This is a genomic window from Photobacterium sp. ABD4_091 (genome assembly GCF_056160145.1).
Map to the genome: position 1 here is coordinate 1,572,415 of NZ_JBSWWQ010000001.1, position 25,797 is coordinate 1,598,211.

Sequence of the window (25,797 nt, forward strand, 5' to 3'; positions counted from 1 at the left end):
GTCTGTCTGTATGGCTCAACAACCAAGGTTGTTCATCTGAGTATGATGAACTGTGTTTCGCCGGACTCTTACACAAGACACTTGAATGTGTGTTGCTTGAGAACTCGTTCCTACTTATTCAAGTAGAAACTATTAGTATTGAATTCAATGAATTCAATTTACTAGTCAGCTTTCCAGATTGTTAAAGAGCATGTGTATTTCTCTACCTAAACGAATAGGTTTCGATATCCACTTTCTAAGAATTCTTAAGGAAAAAACCTTAGAGAGTGGTGGAGCTATGCGGGATCGAACCGCAGACCTCTTCGCTGCCAGCGAAGCGCTCTCCCAGCTGAGCTATAGCCCCATCGAAATGGTGTCTTTCAAGAAGAAAGAGTGGTGGGCGATACCGGGCTCGAACCAGTGACCCCCTCCTTGTAAGGGAGGTGCTCTCCCAACTGAGCTAATCGCCCTCCGATATTTTACATCCTCAAAGGAGAAGATGGTGGGTCGTGCAGGATTCGAACCTGCGACCAATTGATTAAAAGTCAACTGCTCTACCAACTGAGCTAACGACCCGTGGCGTCCCATAGGGGAGTCGAACCCCTGTTACCGCCGTGAAAGGGCGGTGTCCTAGGCCTCTAGACGAATGGGACTAAGTGTTTTCTAGGTTTGGGAACCTAGACATGTTCTTTACATTTCAACCAAGCAATCTGTGTGGACACTGCGCAAAACGCAGTCATATCGTTAAGGAGGTGATCCAGCCCCAGGTTCCCCTAGGGCTACCTTGTTACGACTTCACCCCAGTCATGAACCACACCGTGGTAAACGCCCTCCCGAAGGTTAAGCTATCTACTTCTGGTGCAGCCCACTCCCATGGTGTGACGGGCGGTGTGTACAAGGCCCGGGAACGTATTCACCGTGGCATTCTGATCCACGATTACTAGCGATTCCGACTTCATGGAGTCGAGTTGCAGACTCCAATCCGGACTACGACGTACTTTCTGGGATTCGCTCACTCTCGCAAGTTGGCCGCCCTCTGTATACGCCATTGTAGCACGTGTGTAGCCCTACTCGTAAGGGCCATGATGACTTGACGTCGTCCCCACCTTCCTCCGGTTTATCACCGGCAGTCTCCCTGGAGTTCCCACCATTACGTGCTGGCAAACAAGGATAGGGGTTGCGCTCGTTGCGGGACTTAACCCAACATTTCACAACACGAGCTGACGACAGCCATGCAGCACCTGTCTCAGAGTTCCCGAAGGCACCAATCCATCTCTGGAAAGTTCTCTGGATGTCAAGAGTAGGTAAGGTTCTTCGCGTTGCATCGAATTAAACCACATGCTCCACCGCTTGTGCGGGCCCCCGTCAATTCATTTGAGTTTTAATCTTGCGACCGTACTCCCCAGGCGGTCTACTTAACGCGTTAGCTCCGAAAGCCAGTGTTCAAGACACCAACCTCCAAGTAGACATCGTTTACGGCGTGGACTACCAGGGTATCTAATCCTGTTTGCTCCCCACGCTTTCGCATCTGAGCGTCAGTCTTTGTCCAGGGGGCCGCCTTCGCCACCGGTATTCCTTCAGATCTCTACGCATTTCACCGCTACACCTGAAATTCTACCCCCCTCTACAAGACTCTAGCCTGCCAGTTCCAAATGCTATTCCGAGGTTGAGCCCCGGGCTTTCACATCTGGCTTAACAAGCCGCCTGCATGCGCTTTACGCCCAGTAATTCCGATTAACGCTCGCACCCTCCGTATTACCGCGGCTGCTGGCACGGAGTTAGCCGGTGCTTCTTCTGTCGCTAACGTCAAACACATGCGCTATTAACGCATATGCCTTCCTCACGACTGAAAGTGCTTTACAACCCGAAGGCCTTCTTCACACACGCGGCATGGCTGCATCAGGGTTTCCCCCATTGTGCAATATTCCCCACTGCTGCCTCCCGTAGGAGTCTGGACCGTGTCTCAGTTCCAGTGTGGCTGATCATCCTCTCAGACCAGCTAGAGATCGTCGCCTTGGTGAGCTCTTACCTCACCAACTAGCTAATCTCACCTGGGCTAATCCTGACGCGAGAGGCCCGAAGGTCCCCCTCTTTGCTCCGAAGAGATTATGCGGTATTAGCCATCGTTTCCAATGGTTATCCCCCACATCAGGGCATATTCCCAGGCATTACTCACCCGTCCGCCGCTCGCCGCCCATCAACGCACCCGAAGGATTGTTGATGTCGCTGCCGCTCGACTTGCATGTGTTAGGCCTGCCGCCAGCGTTCAATCTGAGCCATGATCAAACTCTTCAATTAAAGTTTTGGCTCAATGAAATACTGTTAAACCATTACCGAAGTAATGATTGAATTGACTGTGCCAAATAATAAGTAAACTTAAAATTTGTATTGGTCACTCAGTTTCATTGATAATTCTTTTGTTGACTATCATTTCACGAGTGCCCACACAGATTGCATGGTCAAATTGTTAAAGAACGTTGACTTTCAATACCTTGGCGCCGTGCGCTTCAGCAAGTCAGGAGGCGTATAATACGCGTTTCTGATATCCAGTCAAGACAAAATTTTCATCTTTTTTCGCGATTGGCGAAAAAGTAAAAACCTTCTGTTGACGTCGCTCACATTGCAATCAGTCGGAGCGAAAGAAAAGCCCGCTGTACCCAGCGGGCTTCCTATAAATCAAAGCCTGGCGATGTCCTACTCTCACATGGGGAGGCCCCACACTACCATCGGCGCTATTACGTTTCACTACTGAGTTCGGCATGGGATCAGGTGGGTCCATAATGCTATGGTCGCCAAGCAAAATTCTTACAATCTAAAAAGCTGATGTTCTCAACACTCATCCAAGTGCTCACAGAGTCCGTTAAAACCCCTTGGGTGTTGTATGGTTAAGCCTCACGGGCAATTAGTACAGGTTAGCTCAACGCCTCACAACGCTTACACACCCTGCCTATCTACGTCGTAGTCTCCAACAACCCTTCAGGAACCTTATAGGTTCAGGGATGACTCATCTCGAGGCTCGCTTCCCGCTTAGATGCTTTCAGCGGTTATCGATTCCGAACTTAGCTACCGGGCAATGCGTCTGGCGACACAACCCGAACACCAGAGGTTCGTCCACTCCGGTCCTCTCGTACTAGGAGCAGCCCCTCTCAATCATCCAACGCCCACGGCAGATAGGGACCGAACTGTCTCACGACGTTCTAAACCCAGCTCGCGTACCACTTTAAATGGCGAACAGCCATACCCTTGGGACCGACTTCAGCCCCAGGATGTGATGAGCCGACATCGAGGTGCCAAACACCGCCGTCGATATGAACTCTTGGGCGGTATCAGCCTGTTATCCCCGGAGTACCTTTTATCCGTTGAGCGATGGCCCTTCCATACAGAACCACCGGATCACTATGACCTGCTTTCGCACCTGCTCGACTTGTCAGTCTCGCAGTCAAGCGGGCTTATGCCATTGCACTAACCTCACGATGTCCGACCGTGATTAGCCCACCTTCGTGCTCCTCCGTTACGCTTTGGGAGGAGACCGCCCCAGTCAAACTACCCACCAGGCACTGTCCGCACCCCGGATAACGGGGCGACGTTAGAACATCAACACTACAAGGGTGGTATTTCAAGGACGGCTCCACCGAATCTAGCGACTCGGTTTCAAAGCCTCCCACCTATCCTACACATGTAGGGTCAATGTTCAGTGCCAAGCTGTAGTAAAGGTTCACGGGGTCTTTCCGTCTAGCCGCGGGTACGCAGCATCTTCACTGCGATTTCAATTTCACTGAGTCTCGGGTGGAGACAGCGTGGCCATCATTACGCCATTCGTGCAGGTCGGAACTTACCCGACAAGGAATTTCGCTACCTTAGGACCGTTATAGTTACGGCCGCCGTTTACCGGGGCTTCGATCAAGAGCTTCGACCGAAGTCTAACCCCATCAATTAACCTTCCGGCACCGGGCAGGCGTCACACCGTATACGTCATCTTTCGATTTTGCACAGTGCTGTGTTTTTAATAAACAGTTGCAGCCACCTGGTATCTGCGACTGCCAGCAGCTTAAAGAGCAAGTCTCGTCACCGCCGGCAGCGTACCTTCTCCCGAAGTTACGGTACCATTTTGCCTAGTTCCTTCACCCGAGTTCTCTCAAGCGCCTTGGTATTCTCTACCCGACCACCTGTGTCGGTTTGGGGTACGATTCCTTACTATCTGAAGCTTAGAGGCTTTTCCCGGAAGCATGGCATCAATGACTTCAGTGCCGTAGCACCTCGACATCGGGTCTCAGCCTAGTGTAATCCCGGATTTGCCTAAGATTACAGCCTACACCCTTGAACCTGGACAACCGTCGCCAGGCCCACCTAGCCTTCTCCGTCCCCCCATCGCAATAGTAAGAAGTACGGGAATATTAACCCGTTTCCCATCGACTACGCCTTTCGGCCTCGCCTTAGGGGTCGACTCACCCTGCCCCGATTAACGTTGGACAGGAACCCTTGGTCTTCCGGCGAGGGAGTTTTTCACTCCCTTTATCGTTACTCATGTCAGCATTCGCACTTCTGATACGTCCAGCACACCTTACGATGCACCTTCAACCGCTTACAGAACGCTCCCCTACCCAATACCATAAATGGCATTGCCGCAGCTTCGGTGTATAGCTTAGCCCCGTTAAATCTTCCGCGCAGGCCGACTCGACCAGTGAGCTATTACGCTTTCTTTAAATGATGGCTGCTTCTAAGCCAACATCCTGGCTGTCTGAGCCTTCCCACATCGTTTCCCACTTAGCTATAACTTTGGGACCTTAGCTGGCGGTCTGGGTTGTTTCCCTCTCCACGACGGACGTTAGCACCCGCCGTGTGTCTCCCGGATAGTACTTACTGGTATTCGGAGTTTGCAAAGGGTTGGTAAGTCGGGATGACCCCCTAGCCTTAACAGTGCTCTACCCCCAGTAGTATTCGTCCGAGGCGCTACCTAAATAGCTTTCGGGGAGAACCAGCTATCTCCAGGTTTGATTGGCCTTTCACCCCTAGCCACAAGTCATCCGCTAATTTTTCAACATTAGTCGGTTCGGTCCTCCAGTAAGTGTTACCTCACCTTCAACCTGCCCATGGCTAGATCACCTGGTTTCGGGTCTAATCCTAGCAACTGAACGCCCAGTTAAGACTCGGTTTCCCTACGGCTCCCCTAAACGGTTAACCTTGCTACTAAAATTAAGTCGCTGACCCATTATACAAAAGGTACGCAGTCACCCCGAAGGGCTCCTACTGCTTGTACGTACACGGTTTCAGGTTCTATTTCACTCCCCTCACAGGGGTTCTTTTCGCCTTTCCCTCACGGTACTGGTTCACTATCGGTCAGTCAGGAGTATTTAGCCTTGGAGGATGGTCCCCCCATGTTCAGACAGGATATCACGTGTCCCGTCCTACTCGATTTCACTCGAAATGCGCTACCGGTTACGGGGCTATCACCCTGTATCGCTGAGCTTTCCAGCTCATTCACCTGTCGCAAAACTAGCTTAAGGGCTAATCCGGGTTCGCTCGCCGCTACTGCCGGAATCTCGGTTGATTTCTCTTCCTCGGGGTACTTAGATGTTTCAGTTCCCCCGGTTCGCCTCAATGCGCTATGTATTCACGCATTGATAACTGCTTATGCAGCTGGGTTTCCCCATTCGGAAATCCAAGAGTATCGTGATTCTTACCATCTTCTCTTGGCTTATCGCAGGTTAGCACGTCCTTCATCGCCTCTGACTGCCCAGGCATCCACCGTGTACGCTTAGTCACTTAACCATACAACCCCAAGGGGTCTGTCTGTATGGCTCAACAACCAAGGTTGTCCATCTGAGTATGATGGACTGTGTTTCGCCGGACTCTTACACAAGACACTTGAATGTGTGTTGCTTGAGAACTCGTTTTACTTCTCTTAATAAAGAGAGATAAAACTATTAGTTATTGAATTCAAAGAATTCAATTTACTAGTCAGCTTTCCAGATTGTTAAAGAGCATGTGTTTATCGTCAGATAACCACTTTCTAAAGATTCTTAAGGAAGAAACCTTAGAGAGTGGTGGAGCTAAGCAGGATCGAACTGCTGACCTCCTGCGTGCAAGGCAGGCGCTCTCCCAGCTGAGCTATAGCCCCAACGATTTGAAAGACTTCACACTCACTTCCTCTGGGAGAGAAAGTGGTGGGTCTGAGTGGACTTGAACCACCGACCTCACCCTTATCAGGGGTGCGCTCTAACCACCTGAGCTACAGACCCAAGTCTTTCACGTTCTTTTACTATTAACCAAGCAATCTGTGTGGACACTGCATAAAACGCAGTCATATCGTTAAGGAGGTGATCCAGCCCCAGGTTCCCCTAGGGCTACCTTGTTACGACTTCACCCCAGTCATGAACCACACCGTGGTAAACGCCCCCCCGAAGGTTAAGCTATCTACTTCTGGTGCAGCCCACTCCCATGGTGTGACGGGCGGTGTGTACAAGGCCCGGGAACGTATTCACCGTGGCATTCTGATCCACGATTACTAGCGATTCCGACTTCATGGAGTCGAGTTGCAGACTCCAATCCGGACTACGACGTACTTTCTGGGATTCGCTCACTCTCGCAAGTTGGCCGCCCTCTGTATACGCCATTGTAGCACGTGTGTAGCCCTACTCGTAAGGGCCATGATGACTTGACGTCGTCCCCACCTTCCTCCGGTTTATCACCGGCAGTCTCCCTGGAGTTCCCGCCATTACGCGCTGGCAAACAAGGATAGGGGTTGCGCTCGTTGCGGGACTTAACCCAACATTTCACAACACGAGCTGACGACAGCCATGCAGCACCTGTCTCAGAGTTCCCGAAGGCACCAATCCATCTCTGGAAAGTTCTCTGGATGTCAAGAGTAGGTAAGGTTCTTCGCGTTGCATCGAATTAAACCACATGCTCCACCGCTTGTGCGGGCCCCCGTCAATTCATTTGAGTTTTAATCTTGCGACCGTACTCCCCAGGCGGTCTACTTAACGCGTTAGCTCCGAAAGCCAGTGTTCAAGACACCAACCTCCAAGTAGACATCGTTTACGGCGTGGACTACCAGGGTATCTAATCCTGTTTGCTCCCCACGCTTTCGCATCTGAGCGTCAGTCTTTGTCCAGGGGGCCGCCTTCGCCACCGGTATTCCTTCAGATCTCTACGCATTTCACCGCTACACCTGAAATTCTACCCCCCTCTACAAGACTCTAGCCTGCCAGTTCCAAATGCTATTCCGAGGTTGAGCCCCGGGCTTTCACATCTGGCTTAACAAGCCGCCTGCATGCGCTTTACGCCCAGTAATTCCGATTAACGCTCGCACCCTCCGTATTACCGCGGCTGCTGGCACGGAGTTAGCCGGTGCTTCTTCTGTCGCTAACGTCAAACACATGCGCTATTAACGCATACGCCTTCCTCACGACTGAAAGTGCTTTACAACCCGAAGGCCTTCTTCACACACGCGGCATGGCTGCATCAGGGTTTCCCCCATTGTGCAATATTCCCCACTGCTGCCTCCCGTAGGAGTCTGGACCGTGTCTCAGTTCCAGTGTGGCTGATCATCCTCTCAGACCAGCTAGAGATCGTCGCCTTGGTGAGCTCTTACCTCACCAACTAGCTAATCTCACCTGGGCTAATCCTGACGCGAGAGGCCCGAAGGTCCCCCTCTTTGCTCCGAAGAGATTATGCGGTATTAGCCATCGTTTCCAATGGTTATCCCCCACATCAGGGCATATTCCCAGGCATTACTCACCCGTCCGCCGCTCGCCGCCCATCAACGCACCCGAAGGATTGTTGATGTCGCTGCCGCTCGACTTGCATGTGTTAGGCCTGCCGCCAGCGTTCAATCTGAGCCATGATCAAACTCTTCAATTAAAGTTTTGGCTCAATGAAATACTGTTAAACCATTACCGAAGTAATGATTGAATTGACTGTGCCAAATAATAAGTAAACTTAGTATTTGTATTGGTCACTCAGTTTCATTGATAATTCTTTTGTTGACTATCATTTCACGAGTGCCCACACAGATTGCATGGTCAAATTGTTAAAGAACAATACTGATTGGTTAGCGGCTTAAGTTGCCGTGCTCCGTGTCAGTGAGGTGGCATTATAGAGAGTTCGATCACGTTGGCAAGGGGCTTTTTTAAAAAAAATGGCCAAACCTGACAGTTCGAACAAAAAACACCCAAAACCATCAAAAAGCCAGCTTAAAAGGCTTTGAACTGGCCTGCAAACGCCTCTACTTTTTGCCAATCGGTATATTCGACTTCTTTACTGGTATCTGTTTCACCACCCGTAATGCGCATAATGAACTGGATCATAACCCGGTCAAACCAGCTATAGCGCGGATAACGTAGTGCGCCAGCAAAAACCGCCTGCAAGCCAGGCTGCCATGGCGACTTCGTTAGGAATTTTTTCATATACACGCTCGTTTCCGGCGTATTCTTACCTTCTTTACGAGCAGTCAGGTTCACACAGAAAAAGCCCACTTTATGTTGTTCTAGCGCGGCCAGGTTCTGATCAATGAATTGATACAGCTTTTTATTAAGGTGGCCATAACGAATTGAGGCTCCAACCAAGATGCGGCCATACTGGTCAAAAGAGATGGCTGGTAGCTGGTTGAGGTCTGCCAGTTCGCACTGATACCCTTCACCCAGCGTCTTTTCTATATGGCGCATAATTTTGATGGTTTGCCCATCACTGCTCGAATGAAGAAAAAGGACTTTTTCCAAGACATTTCCTTATTAATTGTTAACTACGCCAAAACGTAGGGGTAAATAGCACCAACAAGGTAAAGACTTCCAAGCGGCCAAACAGCATCGCAATCACCAATACCCACTTGGCAGGATCGTTGATTTCGCCAAAGTGTACCGCCACTTCCCCCAAACCAGGGCCTAAGTTATTCAAAGTTGCCGCTACAGCAGAGAAAGCGGTGAGCTCATCCAGCCCAGTCGCTATCAAGGCCAACATACAAATCACAAACACCAAAGCATACGCCGAGAAGAATCCCCATACCGCATCGACAACACGTTGCGGCAGGGCTTTATTGCCGACTTTGATGGTATAAACCGCCCTCGGGTGAACCAATCGCTTGAGCTCCCTGACCCCTTGCAGCAACAGCAAGAACATCCGGATCACCTTGATACCACCACCTGTTGAACCGGCACAGCCACCAACAAACGATGAGAACAGCAGTAAGACAGGCAAAAACAAAGGCCATTCCGAGAATCCAGTAGTGGTAAAGCCTGCCGTGGTTGAAATCGACACCGTTTGGAACAGGGCCTGATCAAATGCATCATGATACGAGTTATAGGAATGGTGCTTGAGCAGCATGCCAAAACAAATCAAGAACAAAATCAACTGGGATGCAAAGAAAGCTCGGAATTCAGGGTCACGCCAATAGGTCCGCAGATGAATGCCACCATTGGCAAAAGCCGCAAAGTGCAATGAGAAGTTACAGGCCGAAATCAGCAGGAACACCACGGTGATCATGTTTATCGTCGGGCTGTTGAAATACCCCATGCTGGCATCATGGGTAGAAAAGCCACCGATAGCCACCGTCGAGAAGCTATGGGCTACGGCATCGAATGCCGTCATTCCAGCCAACCAGAAGGCCAAGGCACAGCTAATCGTCAAGGCAAGGTAAATGTACCACAGAGCCTTAGCGGTCTCGGCAATACGCGGTGTCATCTTGCTGTCCTTGACCGGCCCCGGGATCTCAGCCCGGTACAACTGCATACCACCGATTCCCAGTACCGGTAGAATGGCGACCGCCAATACAATGATCCCCATGCCGCCAAACCACTGTAGCAACTGGCGATAGAACAATATCGCCTTAGGTAGGTAGTCCAGCCCGACAATCACCGTCGCCCCAGTTGTCGTCAGGGCCGAAAAGGATTCGAAAAAGGAGTCGGTCACCGAGAGATCAGGGTTTTTTGCCAGTATAAAAGGGACAGCACCGGCACTGCCGATTACGGTCCAGAACAAGACAACAATAAGGAAGCCGTCCCTCGCTTTAAGTTCCTTGCGATAATGCCGATTAGGCACCCACAACAATGCACCACCAGCAAAAAGGAGGAAGAAGGTCACAACAAACGGTAGACCGGCACCGTCACGGTAAATAAATGCCACGAGGGCGGGTGCCAGCATGGTGACACTGAACAAGGCGAGCAAAAGCCCGACAATCCTGATAATGGAACGAAATTGCATTGCCTATTCGGCTCTCATCTATATTTTGAAAAAGTTAACGGGACTATTCAGAACGGTCGACCGCACTCACCTGCCCACCACTGCGACTGAACAGCGTCGCACTGAATGCCTCGACCTGACGGCGATCCAACTCAACCACCACAGTGACACGTTGACCATAGTCAGCCTCAACCTGCTGACCAGAAAACTCAGCAACCAATGACTCCACCAGCGATACCTGATTATACTCGCAGCTAATCAGCAGTTCTGAAGTTATTAACTTTTCTTTGGTTTGCAGCACAGTTAGGGCCTGTTGGACCCCTCCGCCATACGCCTTGACCAAACCACCGGTACCGAGTTTTATACCGCCAGAGTAACGGGTCACTACTGCGGTGATCTCCCCGACCCCAGAGCCTGTCAGCTGAGCAAGGATCGGCTTGCCCGCCGTACCCGATGGCTCACCATCGTCGCTAAAGCCCCACTTCATTGAGTCCTCGGGGCGTCCGGCAACAAACGCCCAGCAATTGTGCCGCGCATCATGATGCTTGTCTTTGATGTGATGGACAAACGCCTTGGCAGCCTCGACATTCGGAGTGTGTGCCAGATAGGTAATAAAGCGACTTTTCTTTATTTCTTCTTCGAAAGTCGCACTGTCTGCAGGGATCAAATATGGCTCACTGACGCTCATATGCTGCCGTATTTCTCTGTAATCAATGGAATCTCTCAGGATACCATATCACCGGTTGTGGATGTATCTACTGGACAGTACAAGAGCAAAAAGGGGTTGTAGCAATAAAAATTCTTCGGTGGATCAGCAACCATCGCCCAAGCATATGAATAAGCGGCTGACTATCTACAACTTGCTCATTACAACAAAAAAACAACATAACGCAACTTCTATCTATCTAACTCACCACCCAAACCAAGCCACTGAAAATAAAACAAATAACCTCCAGCACAGATAATTTTCCGAATCAAAAGAATTTCTACCTCACAGCAAAAGTTAAACAAATGTTTAAAATAGGTATTGTAATCGTTGCACAACAGGTTCAGACTATTATTTAACCTACTGACAGGTCAAACCAGTTAAATCAAATCCGGCACAGACTGGAACTCATGGAGATAGAAGATGATTTACCAAGGTGAAACCCTATCCGTTCGCTATCTGGAAGATGGCATCGCCGAGCTTAACCTCAACGCACCCGGCGCAATCAATAAGTTCGACCTCAAAACCCTGGAAAGCTTCAATGAAGCCCTGAATGCGCTCTACCACCAGAGTGATTTAAAGGGGCTGCTAGTAACCTCAAGCAAAGATGCCTTTGTGGTGGGAGCCGATATCACCGAATTCCTTGGCCTATTTGCTAAACCTGCTGAGGAGTTGTCGCAGTGGGTCACCCATGCCAACGACATCTTCAATAAATTGGAAGACTTGCCTGTTCCGACCCTGTCAGCGGTAAACGGCCACGCCTTAGGTGGTGGCTGCGAATGTATTTTGGCAACCGATCTGCGCCTGGCTGATAGCAAAGCGCGTATCGGCCTACCTGAAACCAAACTCGGTATCATGCCGGGATTTGGCGGCACCGTCCGCCTGCCGCGCCTGATCGGCGCTGACTCGGCAATGGAAATCATTACTGCCGGTAAAGACAAGAAAGCCCTCGATGCCCTCAAGCTCGGTATTGTCGATGGGGTTGTCGAGCCGGGGCAACTGCACTCTGCGGCACTGGCTATGCTCAAAGACGCTATCGCCGGCAAACTGGACTGGCAATCCCGCCGGGCACAGAAAAAAGCGCCACTAACCCTAAACAAAATAGAAGCGACCATGAGCTTTACCATGGCTAAAGCTATGGTCGCCCAAGTGGCAGGCCCGCACTACCCAGCCCCGATGGCGGCCGTCAAAACCATCGAGGAAGCGGCACGCTGTGAGCGCGACGAAGCACTGAAGGTAGAAAACAAACACTTTGTCACTCTTGCCAAAACCGGTGTTGCCCAGTCGCTGGTCGGGATCTTCCTCAACGATCAGTACATCAAAGGCCAGGCCAAGCAAGCTGCGAAAGCCGGGCAGCCCACCAGCAAGGCAATGGTGCTGGGTGCCGGGATCATGGGGGGTGGCATCGCCTACCAGTCCGCCCTCAAAGGGGTACCGGTATTGATGAAGGACATCAGCGACGCATCGCTTGACTTGGGCATGGGCGAAGCCGCCAAACTGCTGAACAAGCAGCTAGAGCGCGGCCGTATTGATGGCCTTGGTATGGCCAAAGTACTTGCGGGGATCACCCCGAGCCTGCATTACGCCGGCGCAGAAGAAGCTGATGTTGTGGTCGAAGCCGTGGTCGAGAACCCGAAAATCAAAGCCGCTGTGCTCAGTGAGGTCGAAGGGTTGGTGGGTGAAGATACGGTTATCACCTCAAATACTTCTACCATACCTATCAACCTGCTGGCCAAGTCGCTCAAACGCCCAGACAAATTCTGCGGCATGCACTTCTTCAACCCGGTTCACCGTATGCCGCTGGTTGAGATCATCCGTGGCGAACATACATCGGATGAAACCATCAACCGCGTTGTGGCCTATGCGGCCAAGATGGGCAAATCCCCAATCGTGGTCAATGACTGCCCGGGATTCTTCGTCAACCGCGTCTTGTTCCCTTATTTTGCTGGCTTCAGCCTGTTATTGCGTGACGGGGCTGACTTCCAGCAAATCGACAAAGTAATGGAAAAACAATTCGGCTGGCCAATGGGCCCAGCCTACTTGCTGGATGTGGTCGGTATTGATACCGCGCACCATGCCCAGGCCGTGATGGCCGAAGGCTTCCCTGAGCGTATGGGCAAAGACTACAAAGATGGTGTAGATGTGATGTTCGAAAACGGCCGCTACGGACAAAAGAGCGGCAAAGGGTTCTACGCCTATACCATAGACCGCAAAGGCAAGCCGAAGAAAACTGCCGATGCTGACGTTGCTGAGTTAATTGACCCAGTTACCGGCAGTGCAACCCCTTATGATGCAGAAGCGATCATTGCCAGGATGATGATCCCGATGATCAACGAAGTGGTGCGCTGCCTCGAGGAAGGGATCATCGCCAGCCCAGCAGAAGCTGATATGGCATTGGTCTACGGCCTCGGCTTCCCTCCATTCCGTGGCGGTGTCTTCCGTTACCTCGATACCCTCGGCCTTGCCAACTATGTTCAGCTGGCAGATAGCTATGCCCACCTTGGTGCCGTTTACCAGGTACCGGCAGGCCTGCGCGAGAAAGCAGAGCAAGATGGTCGATACTACCCTGTACCGAGCAACGCGTAACCATGGCTTAAGGATGAGGAATTGAAAATGAATAACGTTGTAATCGTTGATTGTATCCGTACCCCGATGGGGCGCTCCAAAGGCGGCGCTTTCCGCCATGTACGCGCTGAAGACTTATCAGCCCATCTAATGAAAGGCCTGCTGGCACGTAATCCACAGGTCGACCCAAGCAGCATAGAAGATATCTACTGGGGCTGTGTCCAGCAAACCTTGGAACAAGGCTTCAATGTTGGTCGAAATGCAGCGCTGTTGGCCGGTATCCCCCACACTGTGGGCGCGACAACCGTCAACCGCTTGTGCGGCTCCTCAATGCAGGCGCTACACGATGCTGCCCGCGCCATCATGGTCGGCGATGCCGAGACCTGCCTGATCGGCGGTGTCGAACACATGGGCCACGTGCCGATGAACCATGGTGTCGACTTCCACCCGGGGTTGTCGAAATCTGTCGCCAAGGCTGCGGGGATGATGGGGCTCACTGCCGAAATGCTCGGCCGGATGCATGGCATTAACCGTGAGATGCAGGACGCCTTTGCCGCCCGCTCCCACCAGCGTGCTCATGCCGCCACCATCGAAGGTCGATTTGCAAATGAGATCTATCCAACCGAAGGTCATGATACGGATGGCCGTTTAACCCTGTTGAGCCATGACGAGGTTATTCGCCCAGAAACAACCGCAGAGTCGCTATCAGCACTGCGTCCGGTGTTCGATCCGGCCAACGGTACCGTCACTGCCGGTTCGTCTTCCGCCCTATCGGATGGCGCATCAGCCATGCTGGTAATGAGCGAAGACAAAGCCAAGGCGCTCGGCCTGACTATCCGTGCCCGGGTTAAAGCAATGGCAATTGCCGGTTGCGATCCTTCTATCATGGGTTATGGACCGGTACCGGCCAGTCAGAAGGCTCTGAAACGTGCCGGACTATCCATCGAAGATATCGGTATGGTGGAGCTCAACGAAGCTTTTGCTGCCCAGTCACTCCCTTGTGCCAAAGATCTCGGTTTGCTGGATGTGGTCGAGGAAAAGGTCAACCTCAATGGCGGCGCCATCGCGCTCGGTCACCCACTAGGCTGCTCAGGTTCGCGTATCTCCACCACTCTGATCAACCTGATGGAGCACCATGATGTCCAATTTGGCCTGGCTACAATGTGTATTGGTTTAGGCCAAGGGATTGCGACTGTTTTTGAACGGGTTGAGTAATATATTCGTATAACAGGAATCGTATAAGAAAGCCCGCTTCGGCGGGCTTTTTTTGATCGGCACCAAACATGTATGAATTACATAGATAAAATGATTAACTTTCATTTTATTCATAGTTATTTCAGGTCTACACTCATAACCACTTAAGACGCTTGTATTAATTCGGAGCATCCCTATGTTTAAGGCACTGGTTCTAAACCAAGAAGAGAAAAAAACAATTGCGACAATTGAACAGTTGGACAACAGCCATCTTCCTGAAGGCGATGTTCTGATTGATGTTGACTACTCTTCCCTGAACTACAAAGACGGCTTGGCCATCACAGGTAAAGGCAAGATCATCCGTAACTTCCCTATGGTGCCGGGTATCGACCTCGCCGGTACTGTCGTCAGCTCCGAAGATGCCCGCTACCAAGAGGGTGACAAAGTCGTACTCACTGGCTGGGGTGTCGGTGAAAACCACTGGGGCGGCATGTCACAGCGTGCCCGCCTAAAAGCAGATTGGCTAGTGCCACTTCCAACAGGCCTAGATAGCAAAAAAGCCATGATGGTCGGTACAGCAGGTTTCACCGCCATGCTATGTGTACAGGCGCTATTGGATGCCGATGTCAAACCAGACGCGGGTGAAATCCTAGTAACCGGTGCCAGCGGTGGTGTGGGCTCAGTTGCAGTTACCCTGCTGGCCCAGCTTGGCTACAAGGTTGCGGCTGTTACTGGCCGCGTAGAGCAAAACGGTCCACTGCTAGAGAAACTTGGCGCCAGCCGTATTATCGACCGTAGTGAATTTGAAGAGCCAGCACGTCCGCTAGAGAAGCAAGTGTGGGCAGGTGCTGTCGATACCGTGGGTAGCAAAGTGCTGTCAAAAGTACTGGCGCAGATGGACTACAACAGCGCTGTTGCCGCTTGTGGTTTGGCTGGCGGTTTTGATTTGCCGACAACAGTGATGCCGTTCATCCTGCGTAACGTGCGCCTGCAGGGTGTCGACTCGGTAATGTGCCCTACAGAGAAGCGTATCGCGGCTTGGGAAAAACTGGTCGAGCTACTACCTGAGAGCTACTACGAGCAAGCGTGTACCGAGGTTGAGCTAGATGCTGCACCTAAGTACGCGGAAGATATTACCAACGGCCAAGTAACCGGCCGAGTCGTGATCAAGCTATAACCGCGATTGCGAACGTAACACCAATGACTAAAGCCGGGTTTATCCCGGCTTTTTTATTCCAATCCCATATCATCGATGCGCTTGGCGATCAGGCGGCTACACTCCTCTTTGACAATCGCCCTCAGCCACTCCTGGGCTGGCGAATGCTCGCAGCGCGGATGCCAGATCATCGAGTAGTCAAACGGGGTAAAGGCAAACGGTAGCGGTTTGACCACCAAGTCATAGCGCTCTGCCACCAAGTAAGCCAAATCCGCCGGCACAGTAATGATGAGTGGCATGGTATCGACAATCGCCAATGCCGCTTCAAGGTGGTAAGCCCGCAAGACCATTTTCCGTTTCGGGCAGCCAACCAACGCTTGCTCAATCAGCGCTTTGACCCCATCACTGATTGCAATCATCGCATGGGGATGGGCAAGGTAGTCTGCCAGGCTCATTTCTTTATCAGCCAGCGGATGATGCTTTGATAGCAGGCATAGCACGCCGACGCGCCCCAAAATCTCACTGCGTAGCGGCTCAACAGGGCCGGTCGGGCGGCAGATCGCCAAATCCGCCCCTTCATAAGTCAGCTGGTCGGCTAGCCTGTCATGCTGGAGCGGCAGGAACTCAAACGAGACCTCCGGTGCCTCTTGGTAAATTCGCGGCAGGGCAAATGGCAAAATCGTCTGCATCGCGTAGTCTGTGGTCGCGATGGCAAAGGTCTGATCGCAGCGGCGCGGATCAAACTCAACCGGTGACAGCAACTGGCGCAGGGATTCCAATGGCTCACCCAATGCCCGATCAAACTCCAACGCCTTTTCAGTGGGGATCAAATGCTGGCCCTGGCGGGTAAAAAGCGGATCGCCAAGCAAGTCGCGCAGCCTACCCAGCACCCTGCTCATCGCCGACTGGCTCAGGTTCAGGCGCGTGGCAGCCTTGCTGACACTGCTCTCTTCAATCAGTACCCGCAATGCCACCAGCAAATTCAAATCACGGCGATAGATGTCTTCTAGTTCCACTTCGAGCTACCTTGGCAAGATATTGGGAGTAATACCAAACAACATATTACTTAGTTTGGTATTATTTTATCGTCCAGATAAAAAAAATCCCGCTATAAAAGCGGGGAAGCCCAAGAAAACTGGGGGAGTGTAGTAGATGTGCAATGTTAGCTTTCTTCTTCCTCGAGCTCGGGAGAATTGGTGAGCTCGAGCCAAAGTCCTAGCGCGGCGGCAATAAGGCCACCCAACGCGATAAAACTGGTCTCATTCGGTGAACGTAGCATCAAAGAGCAAAACGTAATGAAGCACAGTACGCTATAAATTGTCAGGCGATCCATCTGAGTCAACATAGTTCCTCCTAATCCTTCAGAAGATAAACGTTAATGACTTGTTAAATACGTTACACGTTTTATTTTGATTTGCCAACCCTTATTGATTAATTCTTGCCCATAAGTATGATCACAATCTTCAACAGAAGATGTAGATGCTATGACCGCTATTTTTGACAACCCCACCCACAGTTTGGAAGCTGAAGGACTCCGCTGCCCTGAGCCTGTGATGATGGTGCGTAAAACCGTAAGGAAAATGGCCGAAGGCGATACCCTGCTCGTCACTGCCGATGACCCTTCAACTACTAGGGATATTCCAAGCTTTTGCCGTTTCATGGATCACACCTTGGTTGCGGCAGAAACCGACAGCCTGCCTTACCGTTACTTGATAAAAAAAGGCACTAACTAAACGATCAAAAAAAGGCAGCTCATTGAGCTGCCTTTTTACTGTCCTGTTACCGGCTAACGGCTAATCCTCATTACGGTACGAATCCCGCAATTGGCGGTTGGCTTTATCGAGTTCGTGGCGCAGGTCGCGGATTTCCTTCTTCATCGGGAGGACATAACGCAAGCGAACCAAGGCATCGACCGATAGGTACGTCGTGACAATGGCACCGACCACCATCGGCAGCCACATGTCCGTCAGCACCATACCGAGAATATTCAGCACCAACGCAAAGTTGAATAACCAGAATTGGCTCTGGGGCGATATTGCAAGAAAACGGTTCATAACCCCCTCCTATACAGCGGTAACCGTCCTAAGGTACTGGTACCAACATATCACGCCAACCTTCCCGGCACTGCTGCCATGCTCACAATTTAAGTGGTTGTTATCACAGTGTCATAATGGCTTGTGAGCAAGGCTCAAATAGCCGTGTTCCACGTGGAACACAGCTAGCGGAGATTACATGCCAAACACGGCGGCAAGAGCGAGGCCAAAGAACAACGCCGCAGTGATTTTACGGATCAAACTTAACGGCATACGCTCGGCTGACAACTTACCAATCAAGACCACTGGCACATTGGCCAGCAACATACCAATCGTGGTACCCAATACCACCCACACTAGCGCATCACTGTATTTCGCACCCAGCATAGTGGTCGCCACTTGGGTCTTGTCACCGATTTCGGCAATGAAGAAAGCAATGAAGCTGGCGACAAACGGCCCACGGTTAGAGATCTGTTCGTCATCATCAAGCTTATCGGGGATAAGTATCCAACCCGCCATCGCGACAAAGCTCACCACCAATACCCACTTAAGTACTTCAGGCGTTAGGTAGTCGGCAACAACCACACCCAACCAGGCTGCCAATGCATGGTTAGCAATCGTGGCTAAGAAGATCGCCAGGATAATAGGTATAGGTTTGCGGTAGCGGCTAGCAAGCAACAGGGACAGCAACTGGGTCTTATCGCCAATTTCTGCCAAGGCAACCGACGTAATAGAGATAGCTAAAACACTCACGACATGCTCTTTGGGGCGAGGAATACGATAAAAAACCACAGGTAAACGCACATGCCCCACCCCGGTTCATGCTGGTTTACCGATGGTCTCGCCAAACTCACTAGTAGGATAAACGTGAGTCACAAACGCCATGAAGATTTTGCTTCAATTATGTTGACGCTTGTCTTGCCAGAACAAGAGGCTACTCCCCAAAGGTGCGGCAATTCTACACAGCAGCAACACGGATCGCAAGGCACAAAAAAGGGCCTGCTTGAGGCCCTTTTATCCAATCAAGGTTATTTTGGTGAAATTAACCTTGTGGAGAAAGCACGATTTCTACACGGCGGTTCTGGGCACGGCCTTGCTCGTTATCGTTCGAAGCAATTGGGTGTGACTCACCCATGCCTTTGGTCACGATACGGTTGCTAGCCACACCACCACGCATTAGCTCGTTGCTCACTTCGCTGGCACGAACCTGAGACAGGCGCAGGTTATAAGACGCAGCACCAGTGCTATCGGTAAAACCGTAAACATTCAGCATGGTCTCATCGTATTCTTTAGCTACCAAGGCCACACTGCTCAGGGCGTTTTTAGCCTGGCCGCTCAACGCCGTATCGTCCACAGCGAAAGTAATGGTGTTCGGCATGTTGAGGATAATATTGTCACCGTCACGGGTTACGCTGATCCCGGTCGATTGCAATTGCTTACGCAACTCCGCTTCCTGCACATCCATGTAGTAACCGATACCGCCACCCAGAGCAGCACCGGAAGCCGCGCCAATCAAGGCACCCTTGCCACGGTCGCTCTTGCTCGAAGATGCGGCACCGATAGCAGCACCCGCCACCGCACCGATGATTGAGCCACTGGTCGCTTTCGCCGTTTGGTCTTCACCTGTGTAAGGGTTGGTTGTTGAACAGCCTGTCGCAACCACAGCCGTTGCCGTAGCAAACACCAGGTTACGAATCCATTTGCTAGATTTAGCGCGATTAGTCAAATCCATATTGTTTACCTTTCTTCTTCTCGGCTCTGGGCCGATGTCATTGTGTGCAGCGTCTTTGGCAAGCCAAAGCAGTTCATTGGCGGCCGTATTGTATCTACCCGCCAAAACCAGATATCAGAACAATGTCAAAAAACTTCATACCCTGACAAGTTAGGCACATTAATTTAAGCAAATTAAACAAAGATGACCAAAAAACATGCACTCCCCCTACTAGCCACGGGGCTGCCGAGGTATACTGGATAGTTACTAAAAATCTCTCAATCCATTAATCACGCGAAGCTGACAATGCAGAAATACGATATTAAAACCTTTCAGGGCATGATCCTCGCGCTGCAGGATTACTGGGGCCAACAGGGTTGTACTATTGTGCAACCTCTGGACATGGAAGTAGGTGCAGGTACCTCTCACCCGATGACATGTCTTCGTGCTCTGGGTCCAGAACCTATTGCAGCAGCGTATGTGCAACCATCACGTCGTCCTACTGACGGCCGCTACGGCGAGAACCCGAACCGCCTTCAGCACTACTACCAGTTCCAGGTGATCATCAAGCCATCACCGGACAATATCCAGGAGCTATACCTAGGCTCGCTGGAAGCTCTTGGCATCGACACCCAAGTCCACGACATCCGCTTTGTAGAAGATAACTGGGAAAACCCTACCCTGGGTGCCTGGGGTCTTGGCTGGGAAGTGTGGCTAAACGGCATGGAAGTGACCCAGTTCACTTACTTCCAGCAGGTAGGTGGCCTTGAGTGTAAGCCGGTAACCGGTGAAATCACATACGGTATCGAGCGCCTGGCAATGTACATCCAGGGTGTTGATTCCGTTTACGACCTAGTATGGACAGACGGTCCGCTAGGCAAAGTGACATACGGTGATATCTTCCACCAGAACGAAGTTGAGCAGTCAACTTACAACTTCGAATACGCAGACGTTGATTTCCTATTCACCTTCTTCGACCAGTGCGAAAAAGAATGTCAGGAGCTGCTAGCACTAGAGAAACCACTTCCTCTACCTGCTTACGAACGTATTCTAAAAGCAGGCCATGCATTCAACCTTCTTGATGCACGCAAAGCCGTTTCTGTTACAGAGCGTCAGCGCTACATCCTGCGCATCCGTAACCTAACCAAGCAAGTGGCTGAAGCCTACTACGCTTCTCGTGAAGCTCTTGGCTTCCCTATGTGCAAAAAAGACAAGTAAGGATCACGCATGGCTGAACACAATTTCCTTATTGAACTTGGTACCGAAGAGCTACCGCCAACGGCACTGCGCACATTGGCTGAAGCCTTTGCAGCGAACTTCGAAGCTGAGTTGAAAGCAGCTGACCTGCCACACCAAGGTGTGAAGTGGTTTGCTTCCCCTCGTCGCCTGGCACTTAAAGTTGCTGGCCTTGCTGAAAACCAGCCTGACAAGGTAGTTGAAAAGCGCGGCCCGGCGATTTCAGTGGCATTCGATGCAGACGGCAACCCAACCAAAGCGGCTCAAGGCTGGGCACGTGGTAATGGCATCACCGTTGAACAAGCTGACCGCCTAGTTACTGACAAAGGCGAATGGCTACTGTTCAAGCAAGAAGTCAAAGGCCAGGCGGCTGATGCACTGCTATGCGACATGGCAGCTAACGCACTTGCTAAACTGCCTATCCCTAAGCCGATGCGCTGGGGCGACACAGATACCCAGTTTATCCGTCCGGTGAAAACCCTGACCATGCTTCTGGGTGACAAGCTGATCCCGGGTACTATCCTGGGTGTGGAATCTGCACGCACTATCCGTGGCCACCGCTTTATGGGCGAAGCTGAATTTACTATCGACAATGCCGATCAGTACCCAGCTATCCTGGAAGAGCGCGGCAAGGTAATGGCTGATTACGAAGCACGTAAAGCCATCATCTTGGCTGACGCCCAGAAAGCAGCTGAAGCGGTTGGCGGTAAAGCCGACCTTGAAGACGAGCTGGTTGAAGAAGTGACGTCTCTGGTTGAATGGCCTGTCGTACTGACTGCATCTTTCGAAGAAGACTTCCTGAACGTACCGTCTGAAGCGCTGGTTTACACCATGAAAGGTGACCAGAAATACTTCCCGGTTTACGATGCAGAAGGCAACCTAGTGCCTAAGTTCATCTTCGTAACCAACATCATTTCGAAAGATCCTCAGCAAATCATCGAAGGTAACGAGAAGGTTGTCCGCCCTCGCCTTGCCGATGCAGAGTTCTTCTTCAACACCGACCGTAAGCGTCCGCTGATTGATCGCCTGCCTGAACTAGAAACGGCTATCTTCCAGAAGCAGCTAGGTACGATCAAAGACAAGACTGACCGTATTACTGAGCTGGCCGGTTACATTGCCGAGAAGATCGACGCTGATGTGACTAACGCTAAGCGCGCAGGCCTACTGGCCAAGTGTGACCTGATGACCTCCATGGTATTCGAATTTACCGATACCCAGGGTGTGATGGGCATGCACTACGCTCGCCATGACGGTGAAGCAGAAGAAGTGGCCCTGGCGCTAAACGAGCAATACATGCCACGTTTTGCCGGCGACGAACTACCAAGCACAGGCGTGTCAGCGTCAGTTGCAATGGCAGATAAGCTAGATACGCTAGTGGGTATCTTCGGCATTGGCCAGGCACCTAAAGGTTCTGATCCATTTGCCCTGCGCCGTGCTGCGCTAGGTGTTCTGCGTATCATCGTCGAGAAAGGCTACAACCTAGACTTGGTTGACCTGATTGCCAAAGCGCAATCACTGTTCGGCGACAAGCTGACGAACGCCAATGTGGCAGACGAAGTGATCGACTTCATGCTAGGCCGCTTCCGCGCTTGGTACCAAGACGAAGGCCACAGCGTTGACGTTATCCAGGCGGTACTGGCACTTCGCCCTACCCAGCCTGCTGATTTCGACAAACGTGTTAAGGCGGTATCACACTTCCGCTCTCTAGACGCAGCTGAATCACTGGCAGCCGCGAATAAGCGTGTAGGTAACATCCTGGCGAAATTCGACGGTGAGCTAGCAGCCGGTGTTGATAGTAGCCTATTGGTTGAAGATGCAGAGAAAGCATTGGCGACGGATATCGCATCAACGCTAGAACAGCTTGCCCCTGTCTTTGCCGAAGGTGACTACCAGCAGGCACTTTCTGAGCTGGCAAACCTTCGTGAGCCAGTCGATGCGTTCTTCGACAACGTAATGGTGATGGCTGATGACGAGAAGCTAAAAGTGAACCGTCTAACCATGCTGAACCAACTGCGTAACGAGTTCCTAAAAGTGGCTGATATTTCGCTACTGCAAAAGTAATTGCGATAGAGCAATAACGATATTACAGCCCCGGTTTATACCGGGGCTTTTTTATATGCGCCCTTAGGTTTTCCCCGAACTGTAATCAAATCTATTTCCCCCACGGATATAAACGGCACTCCAAGTCATCACGGTTTCACGTGAAACACTAGAAAACTCATCTGCGAACAGGTACCGCTAGACTATATATACCAGCTGATTACCGCGTGAAGATATACGGAAATGAGTGGGATGGAGATCCGGTGTTACAAAGGGTTTAATAAAACGCTTCGTTGAGGTATGTTGACGAACAGCACAACATAAACCATAACCATATCGAATAAGATAAACACAACGCCCCGAGGTCAGAAGTAAAGATGGAGTTTTCTACATTTGGTGACAAGTTCGCCCGCTACTCAGGTATCACCCAGTTGATGGATGATTTGAACGATGGATTACGCACCCCCGATGCCATCATGCTCGGCGGCGGTAACCCTGCCCAGATCCCTGAAATGGTAGAGTACTTCAATCAGCTCTGCAGCCAGATGGCAGCCACCGGCGAGCTCACCCAAGCACTGACCAATTACGATGGCCCCCAGGGTAAAAATGTTTTCATCAATGCCCTCGCCCAACTGCTCAACAATCGCTATGGCTGGAATATCAGTGCCAAGAATATCGCCCTGACCAACGGTAGCCAAAGTGCGTTCTTCAACCTGTTCAACTTACTGGCCGGTGATTTCAAAGACGGTACGAAGAAAAAAATCCTGCTGCCATTGGCACCTGAATATATTGGCTATGGTGACTCAGGCTTGAGTGAGGATATGTTTATCTCCTACAAGCCGGAAATCAGCCTGCTCGACAATGGCCTATTCAAGTACCATGTCGACTTCAACCACCTTGTCGTAGATGACAGCATCGGTGCTATTTGTGCCTCGCGCCCTACCAACCCAACAGGCAATGTCCTGACTGACGAGGAAATCCACCACCTTGATCAGCTGGCTCGCGAACACAATATCCCACTCATCATCGACAATGCCTATGGCATGCCGTTCCCGGATATCATCTTTGAAGATGTCACCCCATTCTGGAACGACAACACTATCTTGTGCATGAGCTTGTCGAAACTTGGCCTCCCTGGCGTGCGCTGCGGGATTGTGGTTGCCAGCGAAGAAATCGCCACTGCCATCGCCAACATGAACGGCGTGCTCAGCCTAGCACCGGGTAGTGTCGGCCCTGCCATTGGTTATAAGATGATTGAGCAAAATGATCTAATGCGCTTGAGCGAAGATGTCATCAAACCTTTCTACCTGCGCAAGTCCAAGCATGCTGTTGAGATGCTGCAACAGGCTATTACTGATCCCCGCTTTAGGATCCATAAGCCTGAAGGTGCAATGTTCCTATGGCTCTGGTTCAAGGATTTGCCCATCAGCACCATAGAGCTTTACCGCCGATTGAAAGCCCGTGGCGTACTCATTGTACCTGGTGAGTATTTCTTCATTGGCCTGGATGAAGACTGGCAGCATGGCCACGAGTGTTTGCGGATGAACTACGTTCAGGAAGATGAGGTGATGCAAAAAGGCATCGCAATCATTGCCGAGGAAGTGGAAAAAGCCTACCAAGAACGCTAACCCACTCAGGGCATAAGACTTAGCAACATACACAGGCTACCTCGGGTAGCCTGTTTTTCTCTACCAGCTAATGCGAAGCCAATCAATCCGCAACCACTCATTCCACAACCAATTACTTCACAACTAAACAATCCGAAAGCAATCTATACCTATACGCAACTCTCTTTGCTTTTGATATTTCACTCATATAGAAGCTTTAAAGATCGCCTGTTTGGCCAGTTTTATTTTTCCTTCGCAACAGTATTAACTTAGCTTGGTGATAAACGCAGTGCTCTTGCTAGGTCATTTTACCTTTACTAGATGGCACATTTTCTTGTCCAAGGTTTCACGTGAAACAGAGCGACAGCGCACAGAGTTACAAACACTCCCTCATCACCACACACGGGCAACTTAACGGACTTCAGAATGAAAGATGCATTAATGACTTTGAGCTGCTCTGGCTGATATACCTGTTGCTTTGGATGACCATGATGGGACAGCGACGAAAGCAAAGACTGAGGAAAGGGGGAAATAAAACAAGATGTGAAAATAAAAAAGGCCAGCATCCTGGCTGACCTTTCACACCTCTAAAGGGAGTAATGTTCCTGTATAGAACTACTCGCTTTCAAGCAAGCGGCGACCGTTGATCGCGATCTTGCGCGGCTTCTGCTCTTCAGGGATCTCACGTTCAAGATCAATATGCAGCAGGCCATTTTCCATCTCGGCACCGACAACTTTTACATAATCAGCCAGTTGGAATTTACGCTCAAAATCACGCTCGGCAATGCCTTGGTACAGGTACTGGCGTTCTGTCTCACCGTTGGCTTCGCGGGTACCACGGACAATCAGTTTGTTTTGCTGCTGGGTGATATCCAGTTGCTCATCGGCAAAGCCTGCCACTGCCATGGTAATACGGTAATGGTTTTCATCTTGCTGTTCGATGTTGTATGGCGGGTAACCAGCGTTGGCGTTGGTTGCCGATTTTTCCATTTGGTTGAACAGACGATCGAAGCCGATAGCAGAGCGGTATAGAGGAGTGAAATCTAGGTTACGCATAAACTTTATCCTTCTTATGAAGCAATATATTAAACGATTGAATTGTCGAAGTGGCTTTCCTTCTGCGGACAAGCCGGTCGCCGGCCCAATTTTTGGCACCTTGCTCTTCATAAATAGATATAGGGTCAGCGCAATAATTTTCCAACCCCGATAGAAAAAATTTTTTCCATACACCTTAATTCCGTACAGCCACCAGCTGCCACACTGATCGTTTATCGAGCTTAAATCGTTTAGCGAGCATGAAAAGCACTAGACGTTTATTCGGAGGTGTCTCTTGTAACCAGCAGCTCGAAGTTATCTGTTCATGTGGATGTGGAGTGATGAGTTCTAGGTGAGAT

General features: G+C 50.9%; 16 protein-coding genes, 6 tRNA genes, 4 rRNA genes and 1 riboswitch. Of the genes, 7 read left to right on the forward strand and 19 right to left on the reverse strand.

The window, feature by feature from the left end:
- Positions 1–267: 267 nt before the first annotated feature.
- The 13 genes from ACXAGQ_RS07335 to ACXAGQ_RS07395 all read right to left on the reverse strand — a co-directional run bounded on the left by ACXAGQ_RS07335 (position 268) and on the right by ACXAGQ_RS07395 (position 10,843).
- Positions 268–343 (reverse strand) — tRNA-Ala (locus tag ACXAGQ_RS07335).
- Between the two features lie 30 nt (positions 344–373).
- Positions 374–449: transfer RNA gene (locus ACXAGQ_RS07340), tRNA-Val, on the reverse strand.
- Between the two features lie 30 nt (positions 450–479).
- Positions 480–555, reverse strand: a tRNA-Lys gene (locus tag ACXAGQ_RS07345).
- Between the two features lies 1 nt (position 556).
- Positions 557–632: transfer RNA gene (locus tag ACXAGQ_RS07350), tRNA-Glu, on the reverse strand.
- Positions 633–724: 92 nt separating this feature from the next.
- Positions 725–2,277, reverse strand: a 16S ribosomal RNA gene (locus ACXAGQ_RS07355).
- A gap of 383 nt (positions 2,278–2,660) precedes the next feature.
- Positions 2,661–2,776, reverse strand: a 5S ribosomal RNA gene (gene rrf, locus ACXAGQ_RS07360).
- 84 nt (positions 2,777–2,860) lie between these two features.
- A 23S ribosomal RNA gene (locus tag ACXAGQ_RS07365) occupies positions 2,861–5,748 on the reverse strand.
- Positions 5,749–6,021: 273 nt separating this feature from the next.
- Positions 6,022–6,097 (reverse strand) — tRNA-Ala (locus tag ACXAGQ_RS07370).
- A gap of 44 nt (positions 6,098–6,141) precedes the next feature.
- Positions 6,142–6,218: transfer RNA gene (locus ACXAGQ_RS07375), tRNA-Ile, on the reverse strand.
- A gap of 71 nt (positions 6,219–6,289) precedes the next feature.
- A 16S ribosomal RNA gene (locus tag ACXAGQ_RS07380) occupies positions 6,290–7,842 on the reverse strand.
- The 16S, 23S and 5S rRNA genes sit together here with 6 tRNA genes alongside, the layout of an rRNA operon.
- A gap of 332 nt (positions 7,843–8,174) precedes the next feature.
- Positions 8,175–8,699 (reverse strand): menaquinone-dependent protoporphyrinogen IX dehydrogenase, encoded by a 525-nt coding sequence (hemG, locus tag ACXAGQ_RS07385; protein ID WP_475252913.1) that lies wholly within the window; start codon positions 8,697–8,699, stop codon positions 8,175–8,177.
- Between the two features lie 19 nt (positions 8,700–8,718).
- Complete coding sequence (locus ACXAGQ_RS07390) at positions 8,719–10,176, reverse strand: TrkH family potassium uptake protein (protein WP_475252915.1); 1,458 nt, start codon at positions 10,174–10,176, stop codon at positions 8,719–8,721.
- 43 nt (positions 10,177–10,219) lie between these two features.
- Positions 10,220–10,843 (reverse strand): YigZ family protein, encoded by a 624-nt coding sequence (locus tag ACXAGQ_RS07395; RefSeq protein WP_475252917.1) that lies wholly within the window; start codon positions 10,841–10,843, stop codon positions 10,220–10,222.
- Positions 10,844–11,284: 441 nt separating this feature from the next.
- On the opposite strand from ACXAGQ_RS07395, the gene fadB reads away from it, so the two are divergent.
- The 3 genes from fadB (at position 11,285) to acuI (ending at position 15,797) form a co-directional block, all read left to right on the forward strand.
- Positions 11,285–13,447, forward strand: a complete 2,163-nt coding sequence (gene fadB, locus ACXAGQ_RS07400; protein WP_475252919.1) for a fatty acid oxidation complex subunit alpha FadB — start codon at positions 11,285–11,287, stop codon at positions 13,445–13,447.
- A gap of 27 nt (positions 13,448–13,474) precedes the next feature.
- Complete coding sequence (fadA, locus tag ACXAGQ_RS07405) at positions 13,475–14,641, forward strand: acetyl-CoA C-acyltransferase FadA (RefSeq protein ID WP_475252921.1); 1,167 nt, start codon at positions 13,475–13,477, stop codon at positions 14,639–14,641.
- Between the two features lie 175 nt (positions 14,642–14,816).
- Positions 14,817–15,797 carry an acrylyl-CoA reductase (NADPH) gene (acuI, locus tag ACXAGQ_RS07410; RefSeq protein ID WP_475252923.1) on the forward strand — a complete coding sequence of 327 codons (981 nt, stop codon included), beginning with the start codon at positions 14,817–14,819 and terminating at the stop codon, positions 15,795–15,797.
- A gap of 53 nt (positions 15,798–15,850) precedes the next feature.
- On the opposite strand, the gene ACXAGQ_RS07415 is transcribed toward acuI, so the two are convergent.
- On the reverse strand, positions 15,851–16,792 hold the full coding sequence (locus ACXAGQ_RS07415; protein ID WP_475252925.1) for a LysR family transcriptional regulator: 942 nt from the start codon (positions 16,790–16,792) through the stop codon (positions 15,851–15,853).
- A 146-nt stretch (positions 16,793–16,938) separates the two neighbouring features.
- Positions 16,939–17,121 carry a hypothetical protein gene (locus ACXAGQ_RS07420; protein ID WP_044622220.1) on the reverse strand — a complete coding sequence of 61 codons (183 nt, stop codon included), beginning with the start codon at positions 17,119–17,121 and terminating at the stop codon, positions 16,939–16,941.
- A gap of 139 nt (positions 17,122–17,260) precedes the next feature.
- Here ACXAGQ_RS07420 and tusA point away from each other — a divergent pair, with 139 nt between their 5' ends.
- Positions 17,261–17,509 (forward strand): sulfurtransferase TusA, encoded by a 249-nt coding sequence (tusA, locus tag ACXAGQ_RS07425; RefSeq protein ID WP_317524616.1) that lies wholly within the window; start codon positions 17,261–17,263, stop codon positions 17,507–17,509.
- Positions 17,510–17,569: 60 nt separating this feature from the next.
- Here the strand turns inward: tusA and ACXAGQ_RS07430 are convergent, their stop codons facing one another.
- From ACXAGQ_RS07430 to ACXAGQ_RS07440, 3 genes are all read right to left on the reverse strand, one after another.
- Positions 17,570–17,830 carry a hypothetical protein gene (locus ACXAGQ_RS07430; RefSeq protein WP_475252927.1) on the reverse strand — a complete coding sequence of 87 codons (261 nt, stop codon included), beginning with the start codon at positions 17,828–17,830 and terminating at the stop codon, positions 17,570–17,572.
- Positions 17,831–18,004: 174 nt separating this feature from the next.
- Positions 18,005–18,562, reverse strand: a complete 558-nt coding sequence (locus tag ACXAGQ_RS07435; protein WP_475252929.1) for a TMEM165/GDT1 family protein — start codon at positions 18,560–18,562, stop codon at positions 18,005–18,007.
- A 93-nt stretch (positions 18,563–18,655) separates the two neighbouring features.
- Positions 18,656–18,759, reverse strand: a riboswitch (yybP-ykoY riboswitch).
- Between the two features lie 92 nt (positions 18,760–18,851).
- A complete protein-coding gene (locus tag ACXAGQ_RS07440; protein WP_317524619.1) occupies positions 18,852–19,541 on the reverse strand; it encodes a YiaD family glycine zipper/OmpA-like lipoprotein in 690 nt (229 codons plus the stop codon).
- 285 nt (positions 19,542–19,826) lie between these two features.
- Here ACXAGQ_RS07440 and glyQ point away from each other — a divergent pair, with 285 nt between their 5' ends.
- From glyQ to ACXAGQ_RS07455, 3 genes are all read left to right on the forward strand, one after another.
- Positions 19,827–20,738: a glycine--tRNA ligase subunit alpha gene (gene glyQ, locus ACXAGQ_RS07445; RefSeq protein WP_039463466.1), complete on the forward strand. Its 912-nt coding sequence runs from the start codon at positions 19,827–19,829 to the stop codon at positions 20,736–20,738.
- A 9-nt stretch (positions 20,739–20,747) separates the two neighbouring features.
- On the forward strand, positions 20,748–22,817 hold the full coding sequence (gene glyS, locus ACXAGQ_RS07450) for a glycine--tRNA ligase subunit beta (protein WP_475252931.1): 2,070 nt from the start codon (positions 20,748–20,750) through the stop codon (positions 22,815–22,817).
- Between the two features lie 356 nt (positions 22,818–23,173).
- Positions 23,174–24,424 carry a valine--pyruvate transaminase gene (locus ACXAGQ_RS07455; protein ID WP_475252933.1) on the forward strand — a complete coding sequence of 417 codons (1,251 nt, stop codon included), beginning with the start codon at positions 23,174–23,176 and terminating at the stop codon, positions 24,422–24,424.
- A gap of 594 nt (positions 24,425–25,018) precedes the next feature.
- On the opposite strand, the gene ibpA is transcribed toward ACXAGQ_RS07455, so the two are convergent.
- A complete protein-coding gene (ibpA, locus tag ACXAGQ_RS07460) occupies positions 25,019–25,459 on the reverse strand; it encodes a small heat shock chaperone IbpA (RefSeq protein ID WP_039463476.1) in 441 nt (146 codons plus the stop codon).
- Positions 25,460–25,797: the final 338 nt, after the last annotated feature.

Bases quoted from the DNA above. Each gene is read 5' to 3' on its own strand.
- ACXAGQ_RS07390 (WP_475252915.1), bottom strand. From the start codon at position 10,176: ATGCAATTTCGTTCCATTATCAGGATTGTCGGGCTTTTGCTCGCCTTG.
- ACXAGQ_RS07395 (WP_475252917.1), bottom strand. From the start codon at position 10,843: ATGAGCGTCAGTGAGCCATATTTGATCCCTGCAGACAGTGCGACTTTC.
- fadB (WP_475252919.1), top strand. From the start codon at position 11,285: ATGATTTACCAAGGTGAAACCCTATCCGTTCGCTATCTGGAAGATGGC.
- fadA (WP_475252921.1), top strand. From the start codon at position 13,475: ATGAATAACGTTGTAATCGTTGATTGTATCCGTACCCCGATGGGGCGC.
- acuI (WP_475252923.1), top strand. From the start codon at position 14,817: ATGTTTAAGGCACTGGTTCTAAACCAAGAAGAGAAAAAAACAATTGCG.
- ACXAGQ_RS07420 (WP_044622220.1), bottom strand. From the start codon at position 17,121: ATGTTGACTCAGATGGATCGCCTGACAATTTATAGCGTACTGTGCTTC.
- tusA (WP_317524616.1), top strand. From the start codon at position 17,261: ATGACCGCTATTTTTGACAACCCCACCCACAGTTTGGAAGCTGAAGGA.
- ACXAGQ_RS07430 (WP_475252927.1), bottom strand. From the start codon at position 17,830: ATGAACCGTTTTCTTGCAATATCGCCCCAGAGCCAATTCTGGTTATTC.
- ACXAGQ_RS07440 (WP_317524619.1), bottom strand. From the start codon at position 19,541: ATGGATTTGACTAATCGCGCTAAATCTAGCAAATGGATTCGTAACCTG.
- glyQ (WP_039463466.1), top strand. From the start codon at position 19,827: ATGCAGAAATACGATATTAAAACCTTTCAGGGCATGATCCTCGCGCTG.
- glyS (WP_475252931.1), top strand. From the start codon at position 20,748: ATGGCTGAACACAATTTCCTTATTGAACTTGGTACCGAAGAGCTACCG.
- ACXAGQ_RS07455 (WP_475252933.1), top strand. From the start codon at position 23,174: ATGGAGTTTTCTACATTTGGTGACAAGTTCGCCCGCTACTCAGGTATC.
- ibpA (WP_039463476.1), bottom strand. From the start codon at position 25,459: ATGCGTAACCTAGATTTCACTCCTCTATACCGCTCTGCTATCGGCTTC.